This is a genomic window from Rubritalea spongiae, from assembly GCF_042652385.1.
Lineage (GTDB): Bacteria > Verrucomicrobiota > Verrucomicrobiia > Verrucomicrobiales > Akkermansiaceae > Rubritalea > Rubritalea spongiae.
Genome location: NZ_JBHSJM010000001.1, coordinates 1,293,094 through 1,319,980 on the forward strand (window position 1 = coordinate 1,293,094; position 26,887 = coordinate 1,319,980).

The 26,887-nt window shown below is 46.4% G+C and carries 26 protein-coding genes; 14 read left to right on the plus strand and 12 right to left on the minus strand.

Features of this window, described 5'->3' with window-relative positions; genetic code table 11:
* Positions 1-13 precede the first annotated feature (13 nt).
* Together ACFPK9_RS05940 and ACFPK9_RS05945 are read right to left on the minus strand one after the other, a co-directional pair.
* Positions 14-1,714 carry a 4-alpha-glucanotransferase gene (locus ACFPK9_RS05940; RefSeq protein ID WP_377093907.1) on the minus strand — a complete coding sequence of 567 codons (1,701 nt, stop codon included), beginning with the start codon at positions 1,712-1,714 and terminating at the stop codon, positions 14-16.
* 110 nt (positions 1,715-1,824) lie between these two features.
* Complete coding sequence (locus ACFPK9_RS05945; RefSeq protein ID WP_377093908.1) at positions 1,825-2,544, minus strand: PEP-CTERM sorting domain-containing protein; 720 nt, start codon at positions 2,542-2,544, stop codon at positions 1,825-1,827.
* A 371-nt stretch (positions 2,545-2,915) separates the two neighbouring features.
* Between ACFPK9_RS05945 and ACFPK9_RS05950 the strand changes: the two genes are divergently transcribed.
* On the plus strand, positions 2,916-5,474 hold the full coding sequence (locus ACFPK9_RS05950; RefSeq protein ID WP_377093909.1) for a DNA topoisomerase III: 2,559 nt from the start codon (positions 2,916-2,918) through the stop codon (positions 5,472-5,474).
* 122 nt (positions 5,475-5,596) lie between these two features.
* Complete coding sequence (locus ACFPK9_RS05955) at positions 5,597-6,034, plus strand: septal ring lytic transglycosylase RlpA family protein (RefSeq protein WP_377093910.1); 438 nt, start codon at positions 5,597-5,599, stop codon at positions 6,032-6,034.
* Here the strand turns inward: ACFPK9_RS05955 and ACFPK9_RS05960 are convergent.
* Together ACFPK9_RS05960 and ACFPK9_RS05965 are read right to left on the minus strand one after the other, a co-directional pair.
* Positions 6,031-7,362 (minus strand): hypothetical protein, encoded by a 1,332-nt coding sequence (locus tag ACFPK9_RS05960; protein ID WP_377093911.1) that lies wholly within the window; start codon positions 7,360-7,362, stop codon positions 6,031-6,033. The two genes, ACFPK9_RS05955 and ACFPK9_RS05960, sit on opposite strands and share 4 nt — an antisense overlap.
* 33 nt (positions 7,363-7,395) lie before the next feature.
* Positions 7,396-8,118, minus strand: a complete 723-nt coding sequence (locus tag ACFPK9_RS05965) for a TrkA C-terminal domain-containing protein (protein WP_377093912.1) — start codon at positions 8,116-8,118, stop codon at positions 7,396-7,398.
* A gap of 98 nt (positions 8,119-8,216) precedes the next feature.
* Here ACFPK9_RS05965 and ACFPK9_RS05970 point away from each other — a divergent pair, with 98 nt between their 5' ends.
* On the plus strand, positions 8,217-9,110 hold the full coding sequence (locus ACFPK9_RS05970) for a lysophospholipid acyltransferase family protein (protein WP_377093913.1): 894 nt from the start codon (positions 8,217-8,219) through the stop codon (positions 9,108-9,110).
* Here ACFPK9_RS05970 and rfbB read toward each other — a convergent pair.
* Positions 9,088-10,140: a dTDP-glucose 4,6-dehydratase gene (gene rfbB, locus ACFPK9_RS05975; RefSeq protein WP_377093915.1), complete on the minus strand. Its 1,053-nt coding sequence runs from the start codon at positions 10,138-10,140 to the stop codon at positions 9,088-9,090. The two genes, ACFPK9_RS05970 and rfbB, sit on opposite strands and share 23 nt — an antisense overlap.
* A gap of 132 nt (positions 10,141-10,272) precedes the next feature.
* On the opposite strand from rfbB, the gene ACFPK9_RS05980 reads away from it, so the two are divergent.
* The 3 genes from ACFPK9_RS05980 (at position 10,273) to ACFPK9_RS05990 (ending at position 12,226) form a co-directional block, all read left to right on the plus strand.
* Positions 10,273-10,776, plus strand: coding sequence for a glycosyltransferase (locus tag ACFPK9_RS05980; RefSeq protein WP_377093916.1), 504 nt, complete (start codon positions 10,273-10,275; stop codon positions 10,774-10,776).
* 65 nt (positions 10,777-10,841) lie between these two features.
* Positions 10,842-11,087 carry a glycosyltransferase family protein gene (locus ACFPK9_RS05985; RefSeq protein ID WP_377096570.1) on the plus strand — a complete coding sequence of 82 codons (246 nt, stop codon included), beginning with the start codon at positions 10,842-10,844 and terminating at the stop codon, positions 11,085-11,087.
* 14 nt (positions 11,088-11,101) lie between these two features.
* Positions 11,102-12,226 carry a hypothetical protein gene (locus tag ACFPK9_RS05990; protein WP_377093917.1) on the plus strand — a complete coding sequence of 375 codons (1,125 nt, stop codon included), beginning with the start codon at positions 11,102-11,104 and terminating at the stop codon, positions 12,224-12,226.
* Positions 12,227-12,229: 3 nt separating this feature from the next.
* On the opposite strand, the gene ACFPK9_RS05995 is transcribed toward ACFPK9_RS05990, so the two are convergent.
* A complete protein-coding gene (locus ACFPK9_RS05995) occupies positions 12,230-13,048 on the minus strand; it encodes a glycosyl transferase (RefSeq protein ID WP_377093918.1) in 819 nt (272 codons plus the stop codon).
* A 145-nt stretch (positions 13,049-13,193) separates the two neighbouring features.
* Here ACFPK9_RS05995 and ACFPK9_RS06000 point away from each other — a divergent pair, with 145 nt between their 5' ends.
* The 6 genes from ACFPK9_RS06000 (at position 13,194) to ACFPK9_RS06025 (ending at position 18,570) form a co-directional block, all read left to right on the plus strand.
* Complete coding sequence (locus tag ACFPK9_RS06000) at positions 13,194-14,174, plus strand: glycosyltransferase (protein WP_377093919.1); 981 nt, start codon at positions 13,194-13,196, stop codon at positions 14,172-14,174.
* A gap of 119 nt (positions 14,175-14,293) precedes the next feature.
* Positions 14,294-15,127, plus strand: a complete 834-nt coding sequence (locus ACFPK9_RS06005) for a 6-hydroxymethylpterin diphosphokinase MptE-like protein (protein WP_377093920.1) — start codon at positions 14,294-14,296, stop codon at positions 15,125-15,127.
* 42 nt (positions 15,128-15,169) lie between these two features.
* Positions 15,170-16,150 carry a polysaccharide pyruvyl transferase family protein gene (locus tag ACFPK9_RS06010; RefSeq protein WP_377093921.1) on the plus strand — a complete coding sequence of 327 codons (981 nt, stop codon included), beginning with the start codon at positions 15,170-15,172 and terminating at the stop codon, positions 16,148-16,150.
* Positions 16,147-16,704 (plus strand): glycosyltransferase family 29 protein, encoded by a 558-nt coding sequence (locus tag ACFPK9_RS06015; RefSeq protein ID WP_377093922.1) that lies wholly within the window; start codon positions 16,147-16,149, stop codon positions 16,702-16,704. The genes ACFPK9_RS06010 and ACFPK9_RS06015 overlap by 4 nt, the downstream gene beginning before the upstream one ends.
* 156 nt (positions 16,705-16,860) lie before the next feature.
* Complete coding sequence (locus ACFPK9_RS06020) at positions 16,861-17,385, plus strand: hypothetical protein (protein WP_377093923.1); 525 nt, start codon at positions 16,861-16,863, stop codon at positions 17,383-17,385.
* 99 nt (positions 17,386-17,484) lie between these two features.
* Positions 17,485-18,570, plus strand: coding sequence for a glycosyltransferase family 4 protein (locus ACFPK9_RS06025; protein ID WP_377093924.1), 1,086 nt, complete (start codon positions 17,485-17,487; stop codon positions 18,568-18,570).
* Here ACFPK9_RS06025 and ACFPK9_RS06030 read toward each other — a convergent pair whose 3' ends face one another.
* The 4 genes from ACFPK9_RS06030 to grpE form a co-directional block, all read right to left on the minus strand.
* The gene (locus ACFPK9_RS06030; RefSeq protein ID WP_377093925.1) at positions 18,571-20,379 is read right to left on the minus strand and encodes an ABC transporter ATP-binding protein; all 1,809 of its coding nucleotides are present in this window, start codon (positions 20,377-20,379) and stop codon (positions 18,571-18,573) included.
* Between the two features lie 53 nt (positions 20,380-20,432).
* A complete protein-coding gene (locus ACFPK9_RS06035) occupies positions 20,433-21,158 on the minus strand; it encodes a 16S rRNA (uracil(1498)-N(3))-methyltransferase (protein ID WP_377093926.1) in 726 nt (241 codons plus the stop codon).
* A gap of 100 nt (positions 21,159-21,258) precedes the next feature.
* On the minus strand, positions 21,259-22,413 hold the full coding sequence (gene dnaJ, locus ACFPK9_RS06040) for a molecular chaperone DnaJ (RefSeq protein ID WP_377093928.1): 1,155 nt from the start codon (positions 22,411-22,413) through the stop codon (positions 21,259-21,261).
* A 20-nt stretch (positions 22,414-22,433) separates the two neighbouring features.
* Positions 22,434-23,075: a nucleotide exchange factor GrpE gene (grpE, locus tag ACFPK9_RS06045; RefSeq protein WP_377093930.1), complete on the minus strand. Its 642-nt coding sequence runs from the start codon at positions 23,073-23,075 to the stop codon at positions 22,434-22,436.
* 129 nt (positions 23,076-23,204) lie between these two features.
* Here grpE and ACFPK9_RS06050 point away from each other — a divergent pair, with 129 nt between their 5' ends.
* Both ACFPK9_RS06050 and ACFPK9_RS06055 read left to right on the plus strand, forming a co-directional pair.
* Positions 23,205-23,597 carry a hypothetical protein gene (locus ACFPK9_RS06050; RefSeq protein WP_377093931.1) on the plus strand — a complete coding sequence of 131 codons (393 nt, stop codon included), beginning with the start codon at positions 23,205-23,207 and terminating at the stop codon, positions 23,595-23,597.
* A 210-nt stretch (positions 23,598-23,807) separates the two neighbouring features.
* Positions 23,808-24,872 (plus strand): transporter, encoded by a 1,065-nt coding sequence (locus ACFPK9_RS06055; protein WP_377093932.1) that lies wholly within the window; start codon positions 23,808-23,810, stop codon positions 24,870-24,872.
* A gap of 42 nt (positions 24,873-24,914) precedes the next feature.
* Here ACFPK9_RS06055 and ACFPK9_RS06060 read toward each other — a convergent pair whose 3' ends face one another.
* Positions 24,915-25,568: a DUF502 domain-containing protein gene (locus ACFPK9_RS06060; RefSeq protein WP_377093933.1), complete on the minus strand. Its 654-nt coding sequence runs from the start codon at positions 25,566-25,568 to the stop codon at positions 24,915-24,917.
* 326 nt (positions 25,569-25,894) lie between these two features.
* Positions 25,895-26,887, minus strand: coding sequence for a diacylglycerol/lipid kinase family protein (locus ACFPK9_RS06065; RefSeq protein WP_377093934.1), 993 nt, complete (start codon positions 26,885-26,887; stop codon positions 25,895-25,897).

The window sequence follows — 26,887 nt, forward strand, 5'->3', positions numbered from 1 at the left end:
TAATCGCTAGAAACTAACAACGCTGATACTTGACGATCATTTCCTCGAATGAACTCATTTCTTTCTCCATCCATTTCGGGACATTGCCAAACTCCCAACTCACTCGATACGTCCAGTTTTGATCTCCTACGGTTCCTGGAAAATTAATCTGAATCGGACTCTCTCCCACCGCATTGATCATCACTCCCACATAGCGCGAATGACAACGCATGAGAGCATCTAACAGTGCATACTTGATCTTATGTGAAAATGCGGGGTAACTCTTACCTTTCCGCATCACCTCTAGACCCGCGAACTCAGAAATTGCTTTCAACTTCGCCGCTGCCTCTTTTTTCTCTGGCCCCTCCTCCATCTCTTTTCGGCATTCCTCCCACTGAATCTTCATAGGAGCCATATCATGGGTAGTGAAACACGCAAAAGAGCACTCTGGGTAATCTGCTCCAGCCATCACCTCGCCCTGTGCATCCTTCTCCCAATGGCACACCTTAAACCCTGCCACTCCTAACTCTAACAAATGTGGTCGAACATACTCGGGCACCGTACCCAAATCCTCGCCAATCACCTCGGCCTCACCTGCAGCGGAAAGCACCGCTCGAATATACCGATCTCCATCTAACAAATTCTGTGCCTTGTGCACCATCGTGTCATCTTCACGTGGATAAAACCCAGGAAGTCTACCTCCCGTCTTCTCAGCAGCTTGCTTCAAACTTAGCGGCAAAAACTTCTCATTCTCTCTCGGATGCCATGGAAAACTATAAATACGGTAAAACCCTAAAATGTGATCAATCCGAAACTGGTGGAAGATCGAGCTTAAAGCACCTATCCGCTGTCTCCACCATCGAAACCCGCTTCCCTCGATCGCATCCCATCGATACACCGGCACACCCCAGTTCTGTCCCCACTTCGTAGTAAATGCATCCGCCTTAAATTCAGTCTCGGGAGGAGCCCCCCCAAAAAGATCTAAATGAAACCACTCTGGCTCAAAGAACACATCAGCACTCGCGTAGCTAACTCCAATCGGCACGTCCCCCATCAGCCTCACTCCCACCTTATCAGCATGCCTGCGAACCTCTTCCCATTGGCCAAATGCATGCCATTGTTCCCACGCATAATAATCTTGCGCCGTGTTTACTTCAGCTCCCTCTTTACGCTTCCGACGCCCTTCGTAAACCATGGCCTTCTCTCTCGTATTAAACTCCTCGGGCCACAGTGACCAATCTTCTTCGCCCCCCGCCTCATCGATCAGCCAACGATATTTACAATACGGCTCTAACCAGCTCCTATGCTCTTTTTTAAATGTCTCAAACTCGCCATCTCCCTCCCTTTCACAAAACTTGGCAAACGCCGCACTCAGCACCTCACTTTTCACCTGCCACACTGTCGCATAATCCACACTCGCAGAAATGCGTGCCACTCCACAAGCTTCCCTCGCCTTGCGCAAAGCCGCAGCTCCCACACCTTTAATCTTTTCCAAGTCTATATAAAGCGGATCCAGCGCCACAGAACTAATCGCGCTATAAGGACTCCTATCGCTTCCAGTCACATTGATCGGCAGTAACTGTAAAAAACCAAGCCTGTGCTCAGCGAACCAATCCAAACATTGCTTCACCGCCGTCGTATCCCCAATCCCTAAATCGCCCTCTCGTCTCATCGAAAAAACAGGAAATAACACACCAGCTGTGCGTTTACCATTTTCCATCACACGCTTAGACATAACTCACACTATTAATCCGCAAACACTCATCTAGCAACTTCTATATAAAAAAAGTCCCCACTTAAGTGGAGACTTTTAAAATAAATACAATTATAGATTATATTTTTACACTATGAACGTCTACGACGTAAAATAAGTGCCATACCACCTAAGCCTAACAATGCAGTTGAACTCGGCTCCGGCACAGCTACAACGGAATCATATGTGTAAGTAATAGTCAAAAGACCGTTAACGATAGATGGTGAAGAACCAGTAGATACCGCGCCATCAGCTGTAGTCGTCAAACTTTGACCAGTAACAACTGTAATAACTGGAAGATACTCACCAGAATTACCTGCGTAAGCTCCAATAGCACCTGTATAAATATCTGAATTAGTATTCAAGGTGCCACCAGCAGGCGAAAATTCATAGTAATCTGAGCCAGTGCTTTGCACACCTGCTCCATCACCATCGTTAGCACCGAGAACGACTCCACTCTCAGAACTTTGAATTTCAAGGTTTGACCATGAAGTTGAAAAACCATTATTGACGAGAGGTGTTGAGCCTGAATTCAAAGAGGAAGTAACGCCATGTGACACGTCAATACTGCCAGTCGCAGAGCCTGCTTCATTATCATATTGAGCAAGTCCACCACTAGAAGTGATTGTGTAATGTACGTTCACTCCTGTAAGAGTACCTAAAGATGAGTCGAACTTCTCTAAGAGGTTGAGGTTAAAACTTTCGCTGGAAAATCCAGAAAAAGCTTGTGACGTTTGAATCGTTGCTGCGTTTACACTAGAAGCCAGCACTCCAGCAGACATTATCGATCCTAAAACAAGTGTTTTATTCATAATATTATTGGGTAGTTATGTATCTAAATAGATTTAGTTCAATTTCTCCCCAAAAACTTACACCGTGCTGCTTTATTCATCTACACGACTTAACAACGCGACGCTGCCTTAGGGGAATTAATTGATTCTACAAAATCATCATTGGTGTGATCTCGAGAGAGATCTAACACCTACATTCACAACCGGTCAAGTGAAATCATAACACATGACCGTTTCATTTTTTAGCCAATTCTAAATTATCCCTAACCTTTAATTTATTTGAGAAATCAGAGACAACGTGCTCCAATGACTCAAAATACCTAACTCTAATAAAACGAATTTGAAAATTTGCCTTTCCAAATTGGCAATCCCCCCTAATTCCCACTTCTAGGATGTCCAAGACTCTAATCATTGCTGAAAAACCTTCCGTCGCCACCGACCTTTCACGCGCACTGGCCAAAGCACCAGGCATGTCAAAATTCGATAAAAAAGGCAAAGGGCGCGAATACTACTTCGAAAATGACACCCATGTCATCACTTCAGCAGTCGGTCACCTCGTACAGTTGAAAATGCCTACCGGCCCAAATGGCAAAAACTTACCTTGGAAGTTCGATGTCCTCCCAGCTGTCCCTAAAACATTTGCTCTAGAGCCTATAGAACAATCGGAATCCCGACTCAAGCAAGTCCTCCGCCTCGCTCGTCGCAAGGACATCGACACTATCGTAAATGCATGCGATGCCGGTCGCGAAGGTGAACTCATCTTCAAATACATCCTCGAACTCGGCAACATTGACAAGCCAGTCAAGCGCCTCTGGATGCGCTCAATGACTAACCAAGCTATCCTCGATGCTTGGGACAGCCTCCGCGATGACTCTGAAATGGAGAACCTTACCGCCGCTGCAAAATGCCGCTCCGAATCTGACTGGCTCGTTGGCCTCAACTCCACTCGTGCTCTCACCTGCTTCCGCTCACGCCACGGTGGCTTCAATATCACCTCCGCAGGTCGCGTACAAACTCCTACCCTCGCTATCCTAGCGAAACGCGAGCTCGAAATCCGCTCCTTCGTTCCTACTCCATACGCTGAAGTCCACGCTGACTTCTCAGTTGCTGCCGGCGAATACGCAGGCCGCTGGATCGATGCTGAATGGAAAAAAGACCCTAACAATGCACACTCACGAGCTGAGCGCATTTGGGAAGTCTCTTCAGCCGAAGCAATCAAAAACCGCTGCGAAGGTAAAACTGGCTCCGTCAGCGAGACTAAAAAGCCGACTAAGCAAGCATCACCTCAGCTTTACGATCTCACTACACTCCAGCGTGAAGCCTCTTCCCGGTTCGGCTTCTCAGCCGGCAACACCCTCAAGATCGCGCAGGCACTCTACGAGCGTCACAAAATGCTCACATACCCTCGTACTGACTCCCGCTATCTCCCAGAGGACTACGTCCGCACAGTCAGTAACACCATCGACTCTATTGGCAAAAGCTATGAGCCGCTTTCCCCATTTGCCAAAGACATTCAGACTAACAACCGCCTGATCCCGACCAAGCGCGTCTTCAATAATAACAAGATTTCGGATCACTTTGCGATCATCCCAACTGGCCGATTCGTCAAACTATCTGAGCCAGAACAAAAGATCTTCGACCTCGTTACCAAACGCTTCCTTGCCGTATTTTTCCCTCACGCCGTATTTGAAAACACACGTCGTGAAACCACCATTTCACATGCCAACGGCATCGCCGACACCTTCCTGACCACGGGTAAAGTACTCGTTGAACCTGGTTGGCTCGCAGTCTACGGCCGCCAAGTCGGTGTCGCTGCAGGTAAAGACGAACTCTGTCCAGTCAACGAAGGCGAAAGCGCCCAAGTCGAAGACATCAACGTCAAAGAAGACGAAACCAAGCCTCCTGCGCGCTACAATGAAGCTACCCTACTCTCCGCAATGGAAGGCGCTGGTAAGCTGATCGATGACGAAGAACTACGTGAAGCGATGTCAGACCGCGGCCTTGGAACTCCGGCCACACGCGCAGCCACTATCGAGGCTCTCATTCGCCAGAAATACATCGCACGCGACGGCCGTGAAATCCACGTCACAGCCAGCGGACTGAAACTCATTGAAACACTCCACGAAATTGGTGTGGATGGCCTCACCTCTCCGGAAATGACTGGTGACTGGGAAAGTAAGCTTCGCCAGATGGAACAAGGTGAACTCGGTCGCCCAGAGTTCATGCGCGACATCATCGCTTACACCGAAGACATCGTTCAACGCGCCAAAGGCTACGCGACTGAACTAAAAAACAAAGTCTTCCCAGACATCAATGCTCCTTGTCCTAAATGCGGCGCAACCACGCTCAAGCAAACTGATGCCACCTACGAGTGCCGCGAACCAGAATGTGGTTTCAAGGTGACCAAGTTCATCGCAAACCGCTTACTCACCGAAGACGAAGCCCGCGAGCTCTTCACGAAGAAATTCGTTGGACCACTCAGCGGATTCAAATCCCGCTTCAACCGTCCATTCGATGCCGGCCTCGAAATCGATAAAAAATTCAAAGTCGCCTTCGTCTTCGACCGCGACGAAGAAGACGTCGACGACCTCACCGACGACATGATCATCGGCGAAATGGAGCACGAGGGCAAAACACTCAAAATCTACGAAACCGAAAAATCTTACTTCGTACCAGAAGCCAAAAACAAAAAAGCTCCAAACGGTATGAAAATTTCCAAAGTCCTCCTCCAGCAACCCATCTCCAAAGAAGACGCCATTAAAGTCTTCCAAGGTGAGAAGTCCTCTCTAATGGAAGACTTCATCTCCAACCGCACAAAACGTAAGTTCAAGGCATTTCTTGTCTACGACTTCAACAATGCACGGCCATCCTTCGAGTTCCCACCACGTGAACCAAAGAAAAAGGCAGCCAAGAAGACCGCTAAAAAAGCAGCTAAGAAAACAGAAGAATAGGATCCGACCAAAGTACTCTAGCCAATTAAACTATACTGTCGTTTAAATTGTTAGAGAGCGCTACAGACAAATACTTCTGAATCCGGCGCTAGATATCATGTAATTTCATCATCGAGCCATCTATGAAGCCATTCCTTTATCTTTCTGCCATTCTCATTCCCTTTCTCAGCAGCTGCGCGACACACAATACCAGCAGCGGCAAAGATGCTTCAGTCAAAATAAAAGATAAAAAATACCGTGTGGTCGATGTTCAACACGGTAAAATGTCTTGGTACTCGGTAAAAACGAATTATGGCACAGCCACCGCTAGCGGTGAAAAATTCACCAATCACGGTCACACAGCCGCCCATAAAAGACTTAAAATGGGCACCATGGTTCGCGTCACCAACCTAGAAAACGGCAATAGTAAAGTTGTCCGCATTAACGACCGCGGCCCCTACAAGCCCGGGCGTATCATCGACGTCGCCGTGGGACTTTCGCACGGTGACTACCTCGACTTTCACAATGATGGAGTCGTCCACTGCAAAGTCGAAGTCTTAGAGGAAGTCCCGTCTTCCTAATGGCCAAACCAAACGTCGAGCCACCCCAATAGTTGATCCGCAGTATCGCGCTTCACAAAGCTCACAATCCCCACGCGCTTGCTTCTCCCCTTCACGCTCACACTATAGCGCGGCTCATTGTTCACGCTTCCAGACTCACGGCTAGTGCCAGAATGAAATACATCTTTCGGGTAGCGTGTTTCCTTCATTCTGTGCCCCCGTTTTCCTTTTTTCACCACAAGCTCGTCATTAGAAAACTCGAATTGCTCAATTAAGCCCCAAAAATGGCGAGCCGCAGCAAACGCACCCAGAGCGGCCACTCCGAAACCTAAGCCAATAATAAAAGGAACAAGCTCAAACAAGAGACTGATCAACTCGAAGAAATCAAAATCCCTCCCCATGTCGTCAAACATTTCCATAGCTCGAGAAAAAAGGAAAACACTCACAGCTGCAGCGATCAGACCTCCTAGCATAAACCACTTCCCACTCAAATGTTCGCGCTCTATCCGAAAGCCTGAATTTCCCACTCGATTCAACTCCAGCCCCTTTTCTTGAATCTCTTGTAAATCCGCATACGAGCTCAACTGCATCGCTCCACCGTAACCGGAAGCCGAACTCATATTGGCTACCTTACGCTCTTTACGAGAAACTAACAGCTCTTTCAACTCGCTCAAAAGCCATCGTTTTTCATCCTCGTTCAATCGGCTCCCAAAATCTAATTTCTCTTTCCCTCCCGTCACAATGCGTAGCCCGTATACTGGTCGGTCATTCTGTGAATACGCAGTATAGCGCTCCACGCGCTTCACTTCTGCGCGGCTTAATTCCTTCACCTTTACCTTCCCAAACAGCTTTTGCATCAGCTGAACCTCACCGCTATTCACTAGCAAAATCGACTCCAATAACATCATCCGTAATCCAGCATAGCCAACACCAAGCCCAACAGCCCAGAATGGCACCAAAAATAAAGAAACCGCCCAACGGCTCATGTCATCTTCGACCTCACCGAATAACACCATCGCGGTGAAAAAGCTAATAAAGCTCAGCCATAAAAACGCGAAAACACAGAGGAAATTCAGCCGTTTCGCCGCCGGCATAAGCCAGCGCACACCATCTGCAGTTTCGCTTTTGACGATCTTCGACCCCGCTGGTTGTTGCTTGACAGCTCCCCAGTCATCGTCGCTCGAAATAAAATCAAACGGCCCTCCACTCCACGAACAGGCCGAACATTGAATCACATCATTCTCAGCAGGGACGCGTGCAGGCAAATGTAACACAGCCCCACACTCTGGGCAATTTGCTCCCTTTCTACGCAACGCCTCGTACCCTTTACTCAGGGCGATATTTTTCATTTTCTTAAAAAAAGACATCACTCAAAAGATCACTTAAACTTCAAAATTTATAGCCGCTCCCGCCTCATTGCCCATCTCCATATTCCGCGCAACCCTCATCACATCAGGATCCGCCCCATAAATCATCAACTCATCCCCTTCCTTAATTGTAAAATCCTTGTCCGGCGCTCCAGTGAACCCCCCATTTTTATGCCTGACATTGAGAATCACCACCCCCGCATCTGAAGGTCGAGAATCCACTAGACTCTTACCACACCATGGATGTTCAGAATAAATCATCACCTCCGAAACTGAATAACCATCCTGCACCTTCAACAATAGCTCATACCCCACCGACTTCACCAAACCTGCCGACTTCAAGCTCTTCATAATGATCGCATCCACAGGTTTCTTAATCGGTTTAAAATTCGCCACAAAAGCCACGCCTAACACCCCCGAAACAATGATCAAAAACTGTAACCAGTTGCTGTACTGACTCGAATCAATCTGCACAAATGTCACAATCAATGTCGCCAAGGCCGTCGTAATCCCCACATTTCCCGCTATTATCAAATGCAACACCACTCTGCGCCGCACCGGATGTTTCATCACCAACTCAGCTTCCGATGAAGTATAGCCCACTCCGAAAAACGCAGAAGCCGCCTGAAACATCGCTGTCGCATCTGTCATTCCAGTTAAAATCAAAGCATTGGTTCCGATCCGTACCACTACCAACGAGAGCACCACGATCAGAATCAAAACAAATAAAGAGGTCATGCTTCACACCTAAAACTAGCCACCGTACTCTGACAAGCTCGCAACTATAGCGCGGCATTGACAATTCAAGCGTTCCTCCGAACATTCACACATCCACCATGTTCGACAGACTCAAAGCCATTCCTATTCTGAGCGCCATTTTCTTTGTGAATATGCTCTTCCGTTGGGTAAGCCTCACATCGATATGGAAACTCGGTGAATGCCTCGGCTCCTTGTGTTACCACCTCATGAGCGAGCGACGTTCTGTCATTGAAACCAACCTCACTATTGTCTCTCAAGCTACGGGAAACTTCAGCCCTAACAAACAGCTTGTCAAAGCTGTCTTCCAACGAAACTGTGCCAACCTTACATGCTCACTCAAGACCTACGGTATGACCCCTGAGCAGCTTGCAGATTACGTCACCATCGATATTTCTCCAGAATTTTCACAAGCAATACACAGCGGCAAAGGAGCCATCCTCTGCCTCGCACACATGGGAAATTGGGAAATACTTACTAAGATAGCTCCACTCGTTGAACCCTCTCCAAAACAATTTGGGGCCGTCTATCGACCTCTCGACAGTAAAACTGCCGACCACTACGTAGCAAAACAACGAGAAAAATATGGCTGCCAGATGTTCTCAAAAAAAGCAGGAGTATCCACACTCAGCAACTTCATTCGTAACGGCGGCATCCTTGGTATACTCGCTGACCAACGCGCCGGCAAAGCACGCAAAACCAATCGCCCGTTCTTTGGAGTCGACTCAGCCAGAAGTAAACTACCCGCTGTCCTCCACCTTCGTACTGGAGCACCTCTCTTCACCGTCGCAGTCTCCTCACCCAAAGATGGACGTTGGCTAATTGAAATCAAAAAGCTTCCAAAGGCCTCCCATGATAGTGAAAGCATTCTAAGTACTATTACGGCTGGTTACGAATCAGCCTTCTCTGAGCACCTCCTCGATGTCTTCTGGATGCACCGTTATTGGAAAATCAAAGGGAACTCTCCTCGTTAATCAAAGGCTCCCACCAATCTCGGTTGTCTAAATACCACTGCACTGTTTCTCGCAATGCTTCAGAAAAATCCTTCTGTGCCCGCCAGCCTAACTCGGACTTCAGCTTAGTCGCATCGATCGCATAGCGCAAATCATGCCCTGGCCGATCGGTCACATGCTCAATCAACTGCGCATACCCACCCTCAGGAGCTACGTCACACAATCCATCTAAAATCTGACAAATCTCCCTAACAAGTTCGAGGTTTGACCTCTCTACATTCGCCCCCACATTGTACTTCTCCCCATTCCTCCCCTCCTCAAAAAGAGCCCACAATGCAGTAGCATGATCTTCCACGTGTAACCAGTCTCTAACCTGTAAACCATTGCCGTAAATAGGAATACCTCTACCTCGGATCGCATTGAGAATGGTCACTGGGATCAATTTTTCAGGAAACTGATACGGACCAAAATTATTCGAACAATGTGAAATAACCACCGGCAAGCCATAAGTCCTCCCCCACGCGCTCACTAAATGATCAGAGGCTGCCTTTGATGCCGAATATGGTGACGACGGATCATACCCGCTTTCTTCAGTGAACACCCCATCATCACCCAGCGAGCCATACACCTCGTCCGTCGACACATGTAAAAACTTAAACTTATCCCGACACTTCCCCTCAAGTCCGCGCCAATAGTCTAAAGCCACATCAAGCAATACAGAAGTCCCCACTACATTGGTCCTGACAAAAGCTTGGGCCCCTATAATCGATCGATCAACATGCGACTCAGCTGCGAGATGCATGATTCCATCAGGCTGAAATTCTTCAAAAACTCCCTGCAGTGCTCGCCTGTCACAGACATCCACTTGTCTAAAGAAATAATCAGGACTCACCTCCACATCACGCGTAGAACCAAAACTTGCTGCATACGCCATCACATCCACATTTACCACTCGCGCTAATCTATTCCCGATCAAATACCGGCAAAGCGCAGAGCCAATAAAACCTGCGCCACCAGTCACTATAATTGTCGGAAGTTGCTCTGTATGCATCGAGATCAACAAACCATAAGTTCAAGCAAGCACATTACAAGAACGAGCATAGAAATTCACACCTACTACTCCTATTAAACTTTGCTTGTGAATCCCCCCTCCATCACCTACCTCTAATAAATCTCATTGCGTATGAAAACCAGCGTCATCATCAGCACCTATAACCACCCAAAGTGGTTGCAAAAAACTCTCTGGGGCTATGCGAACCAGTCATATAGTAACTTCGAAATCATCATCGCTGATGACGGCTCAGATGAACGTACAAAAACGGTCATTGACCAAGCCAAGCACGAATTAAAGCAGCCAATCAAACACGTCTGGCACGAAGACAATGGTTTCCAGAAAAGTGCCATCCTTAATAAAGCTACCATTGCCAGCTCAGGAGAATATTTGATTTTTACAGACGGCGATTGCGTCCCGCGCCAAGACTTCATCGCCACCCACCTAGCACATGCACAACAAGGTCACATCCTCTCTGGGGGCTACTGCAAACTTCCTATGCAGTTAAGTAAAGACATCACTCGAGACGACATTCTATCTGGGCGAGCATTTGACGCAAATTGGCTTGCTCAACATGGACTCAAAAGCTTCTCTAGCAAACTCAAGCTCTCCCTTCCCCTTCTTGTCGAAAAATAGCTGATATCCTGACGCCCACAAAAGCCACCTGGAATGGCTGTAACGCCTCAACCTTCAGAGAAAACATCCTTGCGGTAAATGGGCACAATGAAAAAATGCAATACGGCGGTCAAGATCGGGAAATGGGAGAGAGACTCTTGAACCTTGGCTTAAAGCCGATCCAACTGCGCCACCGAGCCATTCTCATCCACCTCGATCATTCACGCGCTTATCGCACTAAAGAAAGTATCGATAAAAACCTCGCTATTCGCGCCGCCACTAAAGAGTCCGGCATCATTGAAACACCACACGGTATTCAGCAAGCAAGCTAAGCCAGCACACGTAAATGCCTCTCCGCAAAGTAATCGAACATAAGCTGCGCGCATTCCGTAGCTACATTTTACCATCGCACCTCAAAGCGGCGGCCAAAGTGCGCTCCCTTGCTAAACCGATTCCAGCCACCAAGCCACTTTGCATCTTCGACTTCACCTCTATCAATATAGACAACGTCGCAGGTCGCTACCTGTATCACCTCGTCACCGAATTTGAATCTCTCGGTTACGCCATTGCCTATGTTGATCACTTTCGCTTTCTCGCAACAATGGAGGCAAAGAAATACAAGCGGCTTCTTCTCCAGAGAGACTACAGTCTCATCCCTACATCCAGTATAACCAAATACAAAGATGCGGTACTCATCACGGACAGCCAAGAAAACCTCAAGCTGAACCTCAAATGCAGTATTCGCGTAGTTTACGATAAACTGCGACCGTCCAGCTCTGATAATACAGCTTTCGCTCTCCCTTTCTTCGTGCACCCAATGGTCCATGAAAGCCATCAAGTCGAAAACTTAGCAAAACCCACTTCAGACAACCGAGAAATGGCTATCTTTTTTGCTGGGAACGCAAAGGCCCCGAAATACGACTCTCCAGACCTCCAACAAATTTATTCTGTATTCAGCAGAGTCAAAGCTCTTTCTATCGCCAAAGCACATCTTACCTCCCATAAAATACGCACTCCAGATTCACTCGAACAACTCCTTCCAGCTAGTGGGCAGCGACAGACACTCACTATCGCCACGACTGAAACACTGCCGATCCCTTTTCAGCAATGGATCGAAACACTCGCAAAAGCAGACTTTTACTTCGCCTGTCCCGGAGTCGGAATGCCGCTCTGTCACAATCTGATTGAAAGCCTCGCAGCGGGCACCATCCCCATTCTCCAATACCCACAATACCTCGACCCGCCACTCGAACATGGGATCAATTGTCTTACTTTCAATGACGAGGCTAGCCTTCAACAAGCTCTCGACGAAGCTCTCTCAATGAGCCAACAACAAGTCCAACTCCTACGTAAAAATGCACTCAGCTATTACCGATCTCAGCTGGCACCTGGACTTTTTGCGAAAAGGATGCTCGACGCCAAGCAGCCTGAACTCTCTCTCTACCTCAACGCCTATCGCATCCCTAGGTAGGCCTTAAGATTCCGCATCTCCCCACTCTTCCTTTAACCAATCGAACTTAGGGACGTATTTCTTGAGCGCATTGAATGGTCGCTTCTTGCGTTTCGGGTCAGTGAAGCAGTACTTCACGTATTCCATCGGTTTCAAGCCTGAGGGATAACTCGAGCTAAAGCGACCGAGAATCGCATCCTTTGGATCTGGCATGCCAGGAAAAGTGATAATCTTAGCCCCCTTGGGCAGCTTTGCTTTGCGTACATAACGCAGCGGCCAAAGCCCCATACAATGAACACGAAAATGCTTCGTCCACTTTTCGGGCCAAAATTTCACCCCCCCTTCTACATTTTTGGTCACATAGTGTTGCTCGTATCGAAATTTCTCTGCTAGCTCCTTGGTGTCCTTCCGCAAGTTCTCAAGAATGTAGGTGTGTCCTCCTACTGGAAATCTAAATACCGAGGTTTGTCCTAACCCCGAAAACGGCTTCGTCCAGTTCCGCGCCAAATACACATCCATCGGGTCTCCAATCGCGAAATACTCGTCAATACAGCCAACCAGCACCGTATCCAAATCGATAAATAATACAGGCCCATCTTCGATAGGTAATTCACCCCCCCACAATGCCAACTTTGGAAATTTGCCCGGTACAGTCTTCGGAATCTCACATCTCAACTCTGGCAATGGATGTACTTCCACCTTCGCGTCGATCCCCTCAGCGTTATCAGTAAAGCAAATCAACTGAAATGCTTCCACCGTATGCCGCTCTAACATCCTCTGCATTCGATTGACATAATCCGCCCCATACTTCTCCCCCCACTTAATGCAGATCACCCGATTCATCAGCTGTTAATCTCAGTTAATCAGCTATAGTACAAGTAGATTAACTCTCTCGATTTGATTGAAATCCTATTGCCCCATGATTTAATTCTCTACACAATGCAGCTGAAATCAGTAGCAACAGCTACCCATTGGAATCTACTTATTCATGCAACAAAGAAATCATATCCCTATTGTAGGAAACTCTGATGAAAAGTTTTTCCCTGGGCTCAGCGTCGCCTTTTTGAGTCTACTTAATGCTGCATCCGGAAAATATGATTATACATTTTACGTCCTTAATGGAGGTTTAAGTGAACAATCACTACAGAAATTAGAGTCGCAACTACAAGAATTATCAGCTAAAAAGGGCATTACAGTCACATTAAACTCAATACAAGTAGACGAAAGAAAGCTCCAATCTCTACCTCAAAGAAGAGGCTCAAGAATGCCGTATGCCAAGTTAATTCTACCAGATTTGCTCCCAACTGAGCCCTATGCTGTCTACGTTGATGCTGATATTTTATACAATAGAGGGGTCGAAGAGCTGTATAACAAATCAAAGTCCGCAAGTAATTGGCTACTCAGCGGCGTCAGAGATTACCACAGTGTCATAGGTAACGAATGCCCTTGGATCCACCAATTGACATCTGATGAGAAGCAACTTCCGTATATCAACTCTGGGTTTATGATGATGAACTTGAAAGATTTTAGAAAAAATGGCCTCCTCGATGAGGCCATTACCCTCAGAGCAGCGGCTGGAGAGCAAAGACTTGGTGACCAATCAGTTTTTAACTTCGTCTGCAGAGGGAAAATTTTACTGAATCATGAATCTCTAAATCATTTAGTCGCATTAGGTAGTGGACTGCATATTTTCGAAAATGGATTAGAAAGTAACATACATTTTATAGGAAAAAATAAACCGTGGTTCAGCCAACCTAATATCTCACAATACACAGCGCATAAACTCTGGCATAGTTTTGCAGATGAATACAACATCACTCGGCCAGTATCTGCTCTCTCTCCACCAGACCCTCAGTTACTAAAAAAGCACCAACGAAAATGCTGGACAAATCTCTTTAACCCCAAGAGAGCTCAGCATTATAAAAACGATTTAGCGTCAATCAAGAAGCTTAACAGCGCCACTCAGTGAATCGACTAAGCTCCAACCAAATTAATACTCGCAATAGTTTCCTCTGCTTCATTTTAAAGCACCTTCCCTTACTAAAACGGCAAGCTATCAAGTGGACCTGGCCTAAATCATATGAGCACATGCGTAAATATGATTTCAGCGTCAACATTGAACGAGAAAGCGATACATGGAATTTTTTCTGTAAGTCTAAGCTCCTTGGAAAAGCGTCGTCAGCTCAATCTTTTTATAAAAATGAAAGCCTCAAAAAGAGTATTCTAATATGTGGCTCAGGCCCCTCATTGAACCATTTTGATTGGGATTCTCTTAATCTTAGAGAAACGACTATTGTTGCTTTAAATGGAGCAAATTACAAACTTCTTCATTATTCCATAACCCCTGACCTTCATTTCATCACGGATAAAAATTTCATTCTCTCAAATCAATCGTCAATTCAATCTTCGCTTCAAGCGGGAACCACAATGGTGGTCAGTCCAACTGTAGCATCACACCTCTATTCCCATTTTGATATCACCCCATCTCAAAAGGTCTACATAGTCGAACTTGTAAATTCATGGTTCGGGGTAAAAAAAGAACGAGCAGAGGCACTCATCCAAATTTCAAGCAGCGCATTACTCTACAATTTAGATAAAAAAAATGTACTAGACGACAAAATTCTCGAAAAATCAGGATGGTCTAAAGATCCTCAATACGGAGTATTTTCTGGAGCAACCGTAGCCTATTCAGCCTTACAGTTTTTTGATTTTGCAGCATGCAAATCTATTGATATGATTGGTGTCGACCTCACCGGAGCAAAGCGTTGCTATAAAGAAACCCATACACAACAAAGTCAGCTAGACAGAGATTTCGATAGAATTATTCTTCCAGCCTTTACCTTTATGAAAAGTGCTCCCAAAAGGACTGCTTCTATTTTGAACCTTTCCAAATGCTCCCGACTACCTTTTACGGAACTCTAGCGCTGACTACTGATTTAAACGGTTTCCGAGTATCTCTATAAAATGAAAGCTATACTGCTAAATGATACACGCTCTGACATGCACATTGGATGTGAACTGGTAGTATCTAACACCTTCCGCCTTTGTGAACAGTTCAATATAAGGATTATCTCAACGATAACGACGAAGCTATCAGCTCAAGCTCCTAATATAATTGAACCGCTTTTGAAAGATGCCGATATCGTTCTCCTCAATGGCGAAGGTACTATTCACCATGACCGACCCAAGGCTATTGCATTACTTGAAGCTGTCAAATTAGCTAAAGAGCGCGGCCTTCTAACCGTCTTATATAATGCACTATGGAGTGACAATGTATTAGCGAATACATATCTTCGATATTTCGACCTTATCTTTTGCCGAGACAGCCTTAGTACTGATACGATAAAAAAGCAGACCCCCTCAGCACCAGTCATATTCGTACCAGACATGAGCTTCATCACTCCTATCCCTGCTAAAAGGGAAGTTCGAAATGGAATTATGGTATCAGATTCTATCAATAAAAAAACTAGCAAGCGTTTGGCAAAATTTGCCATCAAGCACCAAGCTACTTTCTCTCCAATGGGCTGTAATTTTTTCCATGCATTTAGGAAAAAATACATCACCTTGTTTTCTTTAAGATCTCTCTGTTCTCTAGATAAGTCTTATTCAGAAACCCCAGAAAGATTTATCAATCGTTTGCTCACCTCGGAAAAAATTATTACAGGGAGATTTCATACAGCGTGTTTAGCTATACTCTGTGGCACGCCTGTTTGCTCAATTTCTTCCAATACAAAAAAAATAGAGGCCTTATATAAAGACTTTGGCCTAACCCCTAGCCTAATTCCACACCACTTCCCCTCGGAGGATGAAATGAACCTACAATGGGATGAGCAACAGGCTAAAAGACTATTGCTAGAGCAACATGTCCAATCAGCTCAGGAAAAAATTATCAGCATGTTCAAAAATATTTCACAACTAATTCCTACTGAACGAGAAACTCTATGAACCTAGAAAAATCTATCGAATTTGGAATGAGTATTGCTATCGTCGGAAATGCGAAATCGATTTTAAATACTCAGAATGGCAGTGAAATCGATGCTGCGGATACTGTCGTCCGTATGAATAGAGGTTTCCCAAAAAAAATTCGTTCTCAAGGAGCTAAAACGGACGTGCTCGCACTCTCTTGCGCACTTGAGGAAAAATATTACAACAAGTACTTTAGCCAATCTTCTTTAATGTGGATGACCCCAAAGATGGATAATATTCCAGCATGGGTACACTCCTCACAGCCTCAATACTATCCTCTTCCGTATTGGGAGAAGTTATATAAATCTCTAAATTCATCACGCCCATCCACTGGAGCAATGACTATTGATTATATATGCAACTACATTCAACCTCAGAAGCTGCGCATTTACGGATTCGACTTTAAGACCACGCCTACTCTATACGAATCAAAAATGAAACTAGGACCTCACAACTGGAGTATTGAGGAACAATTTGTTTCAGCGATAATACAACACGCACAATCGAATGGGAAAAATTGGACTATCGTATAAATAGATATCGCTTAAATCTATTAACTTAGTCGCAGTTAACACATGAATAATTTCATGAATTTTATAACTTTCACAAGAGGCAGTAGAAAATGATGGATATAGAAATAATCTCTATCCATTCAATTCGATTACTCAACAACATCGCAATTCATTCTCATGGCATTGATAAAATCAAGAAAAGGTCGGTGGAACTTCTTTTTAGAAAGGCTCAATATTAAACTACCATATACTTACAATAGTCTTATTGACTGTCGTGCTAAATCCACACCAAAGCGATCTCCACTTTTTTCAGGAAAACTAGACTCGGTTGACTTTAAGAAATATCAAGTATCAGACTGGAAACACGCTCTATCAAAAAGCTGTAAAAGACGAGCCGTGGAAAACTATATTGCTACTCAACGCTTAGCTGAAGCTGGATTGGGTCCAAAAGCTCTTGGCTTTTGCTATATTAAAAATTTCCATTCTCACTTATTCAAAAAGCCTTGCGAAAATTTTGGTATTATCGTTGAAAATGTCTACAAACTCCCAAGCAAAAAGCCTCCTACCGAAGTTGAAATACTCAACGCTGGAGTTCATTTAGAACAAAATCAAAAGCTGCTACCGGCAACAGGAAAATGGCTATGTCGTGGACTTAAACTCCGTCTGCGGAGTAATGCCTATGGACGCGGAACAGGAAACTAACGAAATAATCAATTGGTTATCTCAAACGACATCTAACATAAATTAATTCCATGCATACTTACAGTATCCATTATAAGTATAATTAATGCATTATGAACTATGAACACCCCCTGCAACACAACCATTCAACTTATCTTAGGAAATTCTAACAAACGATTTTCCGGCGTCACCTCCACTATGCTTCAGGTGCTCCCCCACCAACAAAAGCACATGGATCTTGCCGTCATGGGCTCACACCACCTCCCTGCGGAAACTCCCTGCATTAGCTTCCAGCAGGCGATACAACTCTGCAAAAGCACACTCCCAGATGGACGTAAACGAGTCTTCCATGCACGCCGTAATGACGAAATGATACAGGCCATTATCCTGAAAAAAATATACAAGGCCCAGATCATCCCAGTCTTCACCTCCACCGCCCAGCGTCATCACTCACGGCTCACCAAGTGGCTGATGAAGCAAATGGATGGCATTATCACCACCTGCACTGCTGCGAGCGCTTATCTCGAAAAGCCCGCAGACATTATCGTCCCACACGGCATCGATCTCAAAACCTACTTTCCTGCCGAAGATAAAAAACAAGCATGGGCCGAACTCGGCTTCCCTGGCGAATACGGAATCGGCATCTTCGGACGCGTGCGCCATCAAAAAGGGCTCGATGTCCTGATCGATGCAATTATTCCCCTACTTAAAGAAAACCCTGCGCCCACTATCGTCATTGTCGGAGAAACCACTCCAAACCACCAAGAATTTCTTGATGAGCAACTCTCTAAGCTAAAATCTGCTGGACTTGAAGACCGTGTCATCGTTCACGGCAAACGTCCCTTCTCAGAAATCCCAAAACTATTCCGCGCCATGTCTTTAGTCGCAGCTCTCAGCCGAAACGAAGGCTACGGGCTTACTTCTCCTGAAGCTATGGCCAGCGGCACCGCTGTTCTCACCAGCGAAGCAGGAGCTTGGAAAGATGTTGTCCGCAATGAAATCGATGGTCTCGTCGTGCCCTGTGGTAACGTAGAAGCCACCCGCCACGCTCTGAATCAACTTCTAGTAGATCCTAACAATTTGCTAGAAATGGGTAGAAATGGTCATCAGCGTATCCACGAGAAATACACGATCGAACAAGAAGCGGAAGCACTCTGTAATTATTTCAAAAAACTCCAGAGCATCCACCAGTCAAAACATCTGTAATCACCCACTCTGTTTGTCGTACAAATCCTTATACAAAGCGCAACTCTGATAGAGTTCTTCATGCGTTCCGTCAGCCACGATCTGTCCACCTTTCTCAGTTTTATCAAAAACGAGAATGCGTTCAGCATCACGGATGGAGCTAAATCGATGCGCAATCAAGAATGTCGTCCTACCCTTAGACAACTCTTTCAGAGCTTCTTGAATTTGCGATTCACTCTCGGTATCGAGCGCCGATGTCGCTTCATCTAAAATGAGAATTGGCGCATTCTTGAGAAATGCCCTAGCAATCGCTACGCGCTGGCGTTGACCACCAGACAAACCTTCACCACGCTCCCCGACTACTGTTTCATAACCGTCAGGAAAGCTCATGATGAAGTCGTGCGCATTCGAATGCACTGCTGCTGCGACCATCTCCTCCTTACTTGCCCCCGGACGCCCGATCAAAATATTCTCCGCTATCGTTCCGCTAAATAGCAATGGGTGCTGTGATACGAGAGCTATGTTATCACGTAGTTCACGTTTCCCAACATCTCTCACATCGATCCCATCGACTTTGAGAGCTCCTCCCACCACTTCATAAAACCGAGGAATCAAACTAACAAAAGTAGATTTTCCTGCCCCACTTGGACCAACCAAGGCGACTACCTGCCCAGCTGGCACCTTAAGATTAATATCAGTAAGGTCGGCATTCCCATCATAGGAAAACTGTACCGCTTCAAAAGCTACCTCACCAGTTACTGTACCTAGTGAAAACGGTTTCTTTAGCTCAGGAATATTGTCCTCTGCATTAAGAATGTGTTCAACACGATCTAACGATGCTTCAGCCTGCTTAAGATAAGAAGACACAGCCCCTAACTTTTTAATCGGATCATAGGCAAAAAACATTGCTGTGATGAACGCCATAAACACTTCAAGACTCAGTCCCTCTTCAGCGCCAATATAAATAGCAAAGGCAATACCGACTGCTGAAATGATTTCCACCGAAGGAGAGACCATCTGTCTATATTTCACTACTTTTAAACGAAAGCGGCGAAGCATACTCGAATCTCGCTCGAAATGTGCTATCTGAGCATCCTCCATATTATAAGCTCGTATCTCTCGCTGCGACGCTAAATTTTGGTTCAACACCGAAGTCATATCACCTGATTTTTTCTGCAGTGACCTCGCTTTCTTATACATCTTTTTGCCCAGCATCCGAATCGGGAAAACACATAAAGGAACACAGATAAGAGCAACAGAGATGGCGCGCACCCCAGGTTCACGTACAGCTAACATCAGTAATGCTGAGAGAGCCCATAGTAATGTCGCTGGTTGAACCACCAGATCACAAGCAATCTTAGTGAGTGCAGTTTGTATCTGGCTGGTATCACTCATCACTCGGGTCAATAGATCCCCCTCTTTGTGCTTCTGATGAAATGCCAAAGGAAGCTGCTGCAAACGCGCGAATGCTTTCAAGCGGATTTGCTCCAGCACCTGCAAACCTGCCGCGTTGATAAGATAGGTATTGATATACCCAAATACCCCACGAATCAAAAAGATGATTGGCATCAGCATACACGACCACAGCACCAAGGAATCTTTCTCAATTACATTAATACCCAGCGAACCAAACATACTTAGAAGCCACTCTGGAGCTTCGGCTGTAGTCCCAGTCTGCTGATTAACGAAGATCATTGGAAATACATCGTCCATCATAACGGGCAAAGTGAACCCGCTAGAACCAGCTATGATCCCTGCCACGATTGCTCCAATAAACTGCCACTTAACTGGCTTAAGGAGACTGAAATAAGGTTTGAAACGGGTGATCATGCTAATGGAGTGAAATCTTCATAGTCTAACTCGATGTAAGCAAGCATTGATTGCTAACTCAGAGTGTATCGCAGCACACTCAAACAGTAGAGCGTCGCAGTCTCCACCCGCAGCACAATATCTCCAAGGCCCACTGGCTTAAAACCTGACTCGATTGCGGCATCGTATTCATTTGAAGAAAAATCCCCCTCGGGTCCTACCAATAAACTCGCAGAAGCCACATCGCGATTTCCCTCAAGAACTTGAGACATCTCTTCACTTCGAGGGTCTAGTGCAGCAACAATCTCTAGCTCCGCCTTCTCACGTTGATCTAACCAGCTGTTGATTTCAGCGACCTCGCTCACTTTAGGAAGCCAGTTTTGGCCACATTGCTTGCAGGCTTCTAGCGCAATCCGTTGCCATTTTTGAACCTTCTTAGAATTAGCCTTTGCTACAGTATTTGCGGTAGCCAATGGCTGAATACTCGCCACACCCAGCTCCACCGCCTTCTGCACGATCAGCTCCATATTCCCCGCTTTCGGGATTGCCTGACAAAGGTGAATCGCTAGCCCACGCTCCTGCATCTCCAATGGACCGTCTTGTTCGAGAACCACTCGTGATTTCTCAAGAACCACAATCTGACATTTCACTGAGCGCCCCTCGCCATCAAACACCACTACCCAATCACCCACTTTCTGACGCAGCACACGCACGCAATGATGCGCTTCATCACCAGTAAGCTCCAGCTCACACCTACTCCATTGCTCTGCTGGCAAGTAATAGCGGTTGATCGAATTCATAAAAAGAATGTGTAGGGAATCATATGGACTGTGAAGAAACAAAAAGTGCGAAGTCGAGCCGCGCTCACACTTCGCACTGCTAAAAGTATTTCAGTAAATCTTACTCAAAAAACTTCTTCGCTTTGGCGAAAAACGATTCCTGCATCGGTGAGTTCTTCTCACCAATCGATTCACTAAACTCTTTTAGCTTCTCTTTCTGCACAGCATTAAGCTTGGTTGGCACTTCCACATGAACGGTGACGTGTAAGTCCCCTTTAGTTCCATAAGAAAGGTCTTTGATACCACGACCGCGAAGTCGGAAAGTCGTTCCGCCCTGAGTACCAGCCGGTACTTTAATTGAAGCTCTACCTTCTAGCGTCGGCACTTCCAGCTCACCGCCGAGTGTTGCGACACTAAATGGCACTGGAATTTCGCAATGCAAATCCGCCCCATCACGATCAAACATTTCATGGCGTTTGATATTGATGAATACATACAGGTCACCAGATGGACCACCGCGTAAACCTGCATCTCCATTCCCTGAAGAACGAAGACGAGTTCCAGTGTCGACACCCGCAGGGATGCGAATCTTAATCCGCGCACTCTCGGTGCGACGGCCTTGGCCACCACAATCATCACATGGATCAGAAATTACTTGGCCAGCTCCGTGACACTCTGGACAGGTAGTCTGTTGTACAAAAATGCCAGCTTGGCGAGTCACCGCTCCAGCGCCACCACAAGTAGAACACGTCTTGGAGCCACTACCACTCTTGGAGCCACTACCATTACAAGTGGAACAGCTTGCTTCTTTCTCAATCTCTAACTCTTTCTCACAGCCAACAGCCGCTTCTTCGAGTGAAATATCTAAATCGTAACGAAGGTCACTTCCTGGCTGAGCCGCGCTACGGCGACGTGAACGTCCGCCACCACCGCCGAAAAACTCTTCGAATCCGCCACCGCCACCGAAGGCGCCGCCAAATACTTGAGAGAAAATATCAGAGGCATCGTGGAAACCTCCACCGAAGCCGCCTCCACCGCCCATGCCACCTTCGAAGGCTTGATGCCCATAGCGGTCATATGCTGCACGTTTTTCCTCATCGCTCAGCACTTCATAAGCCTCACCGATTTCCTTAAACTTCGCCTCAGCTTCTGAGTCATCTGGGTTCTTATCAGGGTGAAACTTAATCGCCAACTTGCGATAAGCTTTTTTGATCGTTGAAGCATCCGCGTCACGCGAAACCCCTAGTAGATCATAGTAATCTTTTTTATCAGACATCGTAGTTTTTGATCAATGGTTTAGGCTTCCGCATCATCAGCAGCTGCTTCGCTTTCCTCCGGCGCAGCAGCCTGAGCGACTACCACATTTGCAGGGCGAATTAGACGATCTCCCATCTTATATCCCTTGCGCATAATGCGGATAATTTGCCCTTCTTCAAATTCCTCGGACTCCTCTTGAGCCATCGCATCGTGCTCTTTGGGATCAAATACATCACCAGGCTTAAGATCTACTGCAGATACGCCCTGACTCTCTAGAAAACCATCGAGCTGCTTCTGCACCATCTGCATACCCATATAAATCATGGAACCTGCATCTGCTTCTGAAGCCTGCATACCCATTCCGAAGTTATCGATTACTGGAAGAAGGTCTTCGATCAAACGCTGATTGCCGTAGCGAATGGCGTCCGCTTTATCACGCGCGCTGCGCTTACGATAATTTTCAAGATCCGCGACGCTGCGAAGAAGCTTATTCTTCAACTCAGCGACTTCCTCTTCAAGCTGCTGCTCGCGGCTCTTCTCTTCTTCCTCCATTGCCTCCTCGAGCTCTTGCTCGATCTCAGCATTGATTTCATCCATAGATTTACCTGTATCTTCAGGTGACTGATCAACAGGCTGCTCTACTTGAACGTCTTGTTCTTCAGTTTTAGCATCGTCTTGCATGGCGAAACTCATAGCCAGCTGACGCCGTAGGTCAACCCCACATCAGCAATCTTGCGCATATTTTGTTCACCACTTCCAGCGCATTTTACTTGTATAAAACCTCTCTCAATCCTATCTCGCGTTGTCCGCATGCGCGCATTACTCGCTAAATTATTCTGCCTCATTGCAGCCATCTCATTGATCGATGGCCACATCATCGCGCTGCAGACATATGCTTGGGTCACCATGCTTAATGACCGTATCCCGGAACAAGGCGTCGGCGAAGCCCTCAGCACGACCTTTGATGGCGAGCATCCATGTGAGCACTGCTTAGCAGCTGAAGATCTCCAAACTAAATCTCAAAAAGAGAAATCCAAAGCCCCGGATATGCAACTCAGCTGGATAAAACTCATTTCGCCAAAAGCTGAAAAAATCACTCTTCCCCCAGCTCCTCCCTATAAGCTCCTCCCCCACCTAGTAGAAACGCTCAGCCCCAGCACGGACCACTCCACCAGCGTCCCCAGCCCCCCTCCTCGAGCCTAAGTTTAGTTATCTCCACTACAATGGTCTTTGCTCAGGGCTCTAGAAGCTCGACTCCAAACTCCTTTAGACCAACCATCTAACCATCATCAAATGGTTCACGCGTGCACTCCATTCCAAGGTGCTCACGTCTACCTGCTCTTTATTCCGCAGGTTTCTCAATTAAACGGCACCACTGTGCCTATAAATCATCACAACTAAACAATTTTAATAATGAATACTTTAAAAGCTATCACACTTTCCTCCCTTAGCCTATCAGCCTCTGTTTTCGCCCATGGCTCCAAGGACACTCTCCCACAAGCTGGCCTCTGGAATAGCGCTCGCCCAGACAGCCACGCTCCAATCAGCGTCATGGCTGACCACACCCACTCTGCGGGCGAATGGATGTTTTCCTACCGCTATATGAAAATGCACATGGAAGATCTCTACGATGGAGACTCCAAAATCTCCAATACCATGATGAATACCGGCTACATGGGACGCCCTCTCGAAATGGACATGGATATGCACATGTTTGGCATGATGTATGCACCCACCGACACAATCACCCTCATGGCGATGACTAACTACGTCAAAAACTCCATGGATATGGTAATGGGACCTATGAACACTCCAATGGAGATGGAATCCGAAGGCTGGGGTGACACCTCAATCGGAGGTCTCTATAAATTCTACGATGCAGACAACAAACGCGCTCATCTCGGACTCAGCCTGTCCCTCCCAACTGGTTCTACTGACGAAACAACGGAAATGACAATGATGGGCATGAATGGAATGCCAATGACTATGACCCACCATCAACCATTCCCTATGCAACTAGGAACTGGGACTTTTGACCTCCTTCCCTCCATCACCTATCTCGACCAACCTAACGATTTCTGGTCGTGGGGCGCTCAACTTAAAGGCCGTATCCACCTAGGAGACAATGACGAAGGCTATAGTTTTGGAGACAGTATTTCGGCCACATCATGGACTGCCGCAAATGTCACAAACTGGGCATCACTCTCCTTCCGTCTTGCCGCCACCTCATGGAGCAGTATCGATGGAGATACAAACAATAGCCTCAACATGCCAATGATGCCCAATATGTCATCGCCAGCAGACCCAGACAACCACGGCGGCACACGTATTGATGCTGGCATAGGCCTTAACCTATGGCATCCAACATCAGGTTTCCGCGTAGCCACCGAATTCATCATGCCTGTATATCAAAAGCTCAACGGCCCCCAGCTAGGTCAAGATTGGACACTTACCCTAGGGACTCAATACGCATGGTAAGCCACCTAAACCATTAAAAAAACAATCAACGCGCATGCGAACTCACTCGCTTGCGCGTTTTTTCTTTTCCCCTGGAGTCACAAGTCCGGCGGAGAGCACCATCTTGGTCGCCTGTTCCACAGTCATATCACAAGGAATCACCTTCTCATCTTCGATCAGAACCATAAACCCAGTCAGAGGATTTGGACTAGTAGGAATAAAAACAGAAGTCACATCCTTGCCCTGCTGTTTGTCAAAAAAATTACCCGTCACAAACGCCAGCAGTTTACAGCCTGGGCTCGGATACTCGACATACACCACACTCTTAAACTGACGCTCCGCGCCGAGCTCTTGGAGCGCTGTCACAAATTGACGCAGAGCATTGTAAATAAAACCAATCAAAGGTAGTCGACTCACAACCGACTCAATCACTCTCAATGCATGGCGTCCCGGCGGACTCACCACAAATAACCCGACCCCAAAAAATAAAGCTAATGGCAATAGAAAATGTAAAACCTCCACTCCCGCAAAATCAAGAGACTCAGATTCGCGTCCAGTCATCCCTCCCCACACAAAATTAAGCATCCTCATGCCAGCTCGGATCAACATCCGAATGATCATAAAAATAAGCCATATGGTTCCTACTAAAGGAACAACGGTGGCTACTCCTGTTAGAGTCAATTTGCTCACTCGGAGCCATGGGTTCGGGTACTTCATTTGATGAAGTACAAACCATAACACAGTTTACCCAAACCAGACACAAGAAATATGTTAGCACCCCCACTCCACATAAACAACTGACCATATGCAACTTATATACCAAACCATCAAAAAAAGTATGCACCCCCTAACTCCATCAGTACAGATCCATATCGAGCAACTTCCAAAGAACCACTACTAAATGGAATCCGAGACGAAACTCAGAGCATTCTGCGTCACGACTAAAAGATTAGTTTGATACAGCTGTATAAAGTACTCACCCTATCTTTAAGGACTAGATCGTCCAGAGAATAACCAAGTGGAATTTCATCAAGACCCTCCTACTAACTCTCTTTCTCTTGCTGCTGTGATTTTCCATCTCCAGCAAGTTTTCTAGGAATATCCTGCCAGTGCTTCCAAAGGTTTGCTAATCCTCCACCCTCATTCTCAGGAGCTAACACTTTTAGTTTCCTCTCCGCTGGTTTGAACTCGACTTTTTGACAGCGCCCCACGTACTCGCCATCTACTTCCACAGGAACATCTCTGTCCGAAGACACAGTGAATTCGTTAGCTTGAACGTACTCTACAGACGAACTCACTAAGTCGATCACACCAGCCATTCCCTTTAATGTGTCTAACACGAATTTATACCCAGACTGCTTAAAGATCAGAATATCGAGCATGTCATCCTCATTACACGCCTTCGAAAATAACTTCACCTGCCCACCGTAAAGCTCTCCATTCCCCACCAACACTGCCACTCCATCGTACTCCCGCCCATCCGCACAGCGCACATTCATTTTAGGAGGTTTATCACCTAACAGCTTCACTGCAGACATCAGATACGCCAAAGGACCTAACATATTTTTTGACTCCACAGTAGTCTCTTCTATCACCTGAGCATCAAAACCAACCCCAGCCATCTGCACAAACGGTTGTCCATTTGCCTCAAAAAGATCCACATCTTTTACGTGACCTGCATCAATAATCTTCAACGCTTTTGAAAGGTTCGATGTCTGCATGTTAGGAACCGGAATCCCCATTTCACGTGCAAAAACATTCATCGTCCCCGCCGGCAACACGCCGAGCGCCGTCTCAGAACCTGCTAGTTCTTGAATCACCGCATTGAGCGTACCATCTCCACCAGCCGCTAGCACCACTGGTTCTCCTTTTTCTACAAAGTCTGCTGTCAATGCCTGCGCATCCTTCACATCACGCGTCGCATAGAGAATGAAATCTTGAGCATTTTCCATTAAAAATTGCAAAGCTCGCTTCCCCTTCTGACTTCGAGCATTCGGATTAAACAGCAGTGGGTAACGAGGCTGAGCAGATGCCAT

Coding starts and splice junctions, on each gene's coding strand:
- ACFPK9_RS06015 (WP_377093922.1), top strand. CDS start 16,147: ATGAACCTAGAAAAATCTATCGAATTTGGAATGAGTATTGCTATCGTC.
- ACFPK9_RS05990 (WP_377093917.1), top strand. CDS start 11,102: ATGCCTCTCCGCAAAGTAATCGAACATAAGCTGCGCGCATTCCGTAGC.
- ACFPK9_RS05940 (WP_377093907.1), bottom strand. CDS start 1,714: ATGTCTAAGCGTGTGATGGAAAATGGTAAACGCACAGCTGGTGTGTTA.
- ACFPK9_RS05980 (WP_377093916.1), top strand. CDS start 10,273: ATGAAAACCAGCGTCATCATCAGCACCTATAACCACCCAAAGTGGTTG.
- dnaJ (WP_377093928.1), bottom strand. CDS start 22,413: ATGTCTGATAAAAAAGATTACTATGATCTACTAGGGGTTTCGCGTGAC.
- ACFPK9_RS06060 (WP_377093933.1), bottom strand. CDS start 25,568: ATGAAGTACCCGAACCCATGGCTCCGAGTGAGCAAATTGACTCTAACA.
- ACFPK9_RS06065 (WP_377093934.1), bottom strand. CDS start 26,887: ATGGCATCTGCTCAGCCTCGTTACCCACTGCTGTTTAATCCGAATGCT.
- ACFPK9_RS05970 (WP_377093913.1), top strand. CDS start 8,217: ATGTTCGACAGACTCAAAGCCATTCCTATTCTGAGCGCCATTTTCTTT.
- grpE (WP_377093930.1), bottom strand. CDS start 23,075: ATGCAAGACGATGCTAAAACTGAAGAACAAGACGTTCAAGTAGAGCAG.
- ACFPK9_RS06055 (WP_377093932.1), top strand. CDS start 23,808: ATGAATACTTTAAAAGCTATCACACTTTCCTCCCTTAGCCTATCAGCC.
- ACFPK9_RS06020 (WP_377093923.1), top strand. CDS start 16,861: ATGGCATTGATAAAATCAAGAAAAGGTCGGTGGAACTTCTTTTTAGAA.
- rfbB (WP_377093915.1), bottom strand. CDS start 10,140: ATGCATACAGAGCAACTTCCGACAATTATAGTGACTGGTGGCGCAGGT.
- ACFPK9_RS06000 (WP_377093919.1), top strand. CDS start 13,194: ATGCAACAAAGAAATCATATCCCTATTGTAGGAAACTCTGATGAAAAG.
- ACFPK9_RS06005 (WP_377093920.1), top strand. CDS start 14,294: ATGCGTAAATATGATTTCAGCGTCAACATTGAACGAGAAAGCGATACA.
- ACFPK9_RS06030 (WP_377093925.1), bottom strand. CDS start 20,379: ATGATCACCCGTTTCAAACCTTATTTCAGTCTCCTTAAGCCAGTTAAG.
- ACFPK9_RS05995 (WP_377093918.1), bottom strand. CDS start 13,048: ATGAATCGGGTGATCTGCATTAAGTGGGGGGAGAAGTATGGGGCGGAT.
- ACFPK9_RS05945 (WP_377093908.1), bottom strand. CDS start 2,544: ATGAATAAAACACTTGTTTTAGGATCGATAATGTCTGCTGGAGTGCTG.
- ACFPK9_RS05950 (WP_377093909.1), top strand. CDS start 2,916: ATGTCCAAGACTCTAATCATTGCTGAAAAACCTTCCGTCGCCACCGAC.
- ACFPK9_RS06025 (WP_377093924.1), top strand. CDS start 17,485: ATGAACACCCCCTGCAACACAACCATTCAACTTATCTTAGGAAATTCT.
- ACFPK9_RS06050 (WP_377093931.1), top strand. CDS start 23,205: ATGCGCGCATTACTCGCTAAATTATTCTGCCTCATTGCAGCCATCTCA.
- ACFPK9_RS06010 (WP_377093921.1), top strand. CDS start 15,170: ATGAAAGCTATACTGCTAAATGATACACGCTCTGACATGCACATTGGA.
- ACFPK9_RS05955 (WP_377093910.1), top strand. CDS start 5,597: ATGAAGCCATTCCTTTATCTTTCTGCCATTCTCATTCCCTTTCTCAGC.
- ACFPK9_RS05965 (WP_377093912.1), bottom strand. CDS start 8,118: ATGACCTCTTTATTTGTTTTGATTCTGATCGTGGTGCTCTCGTTGGTA.
- ACFPK9_RS05960 (WP_377093911.1), bottom strand. CDS start 7,362: ATGAAAAATATCGCCCTGAGTAAAGGGTACGAGGCGTTGCGTAGAAAG.
- ACFPK9_RS06035 (WP_377093926.1), bottom strand. CDS start 21,158: ATGAATTCGATCAACCGCTATTACTTGCCAGCAGAGCAATGGAGTAGG.